Annotated in this window: 1 protein-coding gene; it reads left to right on the plus strand. The window is 57.3% G+C overall.

All coding sequences use genetic code 11. The features are described from left to right. Nucleotides 1-219 precede the first annotated feature (219 nt). Nucleotides 220-1,395, plus strand: coding sequence for an MFS transporter (locus FEM54_RS32510; RefSeq protein WP_017137862.1), 1,176 nt, complete (start codon nt 220-222; stop codon nt 1,393-1,395). Nucleotides 1,396-1,430 lie beyond the last annotated feature (35 nt).

Consider the following 1,430-nt stretch of genomic DNA (forward strand, 5'->3'; position numbering starts at 1 on the left):
CGATAGCGGTGGGCCAGTGAGAAATACTCAAGCTGACCCACCCCTATCGCAGGCAAGCCAGCTCCCACATTAGCTCTGTATTCACATTAGCTCTGTATTCACATTAGCTCTGTATTCACATTAGCTCTGTATTCACATTGGCTCTGTGTTCACTGTTGATCTGTTCTCACCGTAGATCTGTGTTGTCTTGAAGCAATAACAAGGACGCTCGCCCCCACCGTGGCCACCTATTCTCTGGTAATTCGCCGCCTGATGATCTGCTCGGTGACCATCGTGGTCAGCCGCGCCATGACCAGCCCCTTGCTGGCCTTGCTCTTGAGTACCCGACTGGGCCTCAACCAGCAGGACATCGGCCTGTTGATGGGCATTGCCGTGTTTATCGCCACGTTGCTGGGCCTGTATGGCGGCTACATCATCGACCGCCTGGAAAAGCGCAAGCTGCTGATCCTGGCCATGCTCTCCAGCTCCATCGGTTTTCTATTGCTGACGTTCGCCAGCAACCTCTATCTCACCACCCTGACCCTGGTCATTACCGAAGCCGCCTCGGCGCTGTTCCTGATCGGCTCCAAAGCCATCATCAGCGAGAACCTGCCGGTGGGTGATCGCGCCAAGGTGTTTTCCCTGCGTTACACCCTGACCAATGTTGGCTACGCCACTGGGCCGATGATCGGTGTAGTGATTGCCGGGCATATGCAACTGGCGCCGTTCTTGATCGCCAGCGCCATTGCGTTTGGCAGCCTGTTCCTGATGATCGGCATCCCACCGACCCAGCGCGATGACAGCCACAAACCCTTGAGCTTCCTCAGCACGCTGCGCACGTTGCGCAGCGACCGCACGCTGATCCTGTTCACCAGTGGCAGCCTGTTGAGCACCATTGTCCACGGGCGCTACACCCTGTATCTGTCGCAGTTTTTGCTGGTGGCCTACAAACCCGCCGAGGCGCTGAAGATTCTGTCGGCAGTGCTGGCCTGCAACGCCATCACCGTGATTGTGATGCAGTACCAGATTGGCCGGTTTCTCAAGCGCGAACAGTTGCGCTACTGGATCGTGCTGGGCACGTTGCTGTTCATAGCCGGGCTGGTCGGTTTCAGCCAGGCTCACAGTCTGCTCACGTGGTGCCTGGCAATGTTCGTGTTTACCTTGGGCGAGATGATCATTTACCCGTCGGAATTCCTGTTTATCGACACCATCGCCCCCGACGCATTGCGCGGCAGTTATTACGGCGCACAAAACCTGGCGGCGTTTGGCGGAGCGATGAGCCCGGTTATTTGCGGCTATTTGCTGATCAACGCTGCGCCGACCAGCATGTTCTATGCGTTGGGCGCATTGACTGCGATGGGCGGCACTTTGTGTTTCTTGAGCGGCCGACGTGTAGCTGGCACACCGCTTACCTAATGTGGGAGCTGGCTTGCCTGCGATAGCGCCGTGCC

Source organism: Pseudomonas edaphica, assembly GCF_005863185.1.
GTDB classification, from domain to species: domain Bacteria; phylum Pseudomonadota; class Gammaproteobacteria; order Pseudomonadales; family Pseudomonadaceae; genus Aquipseudomonas; species Aquipseudomonas edaphica.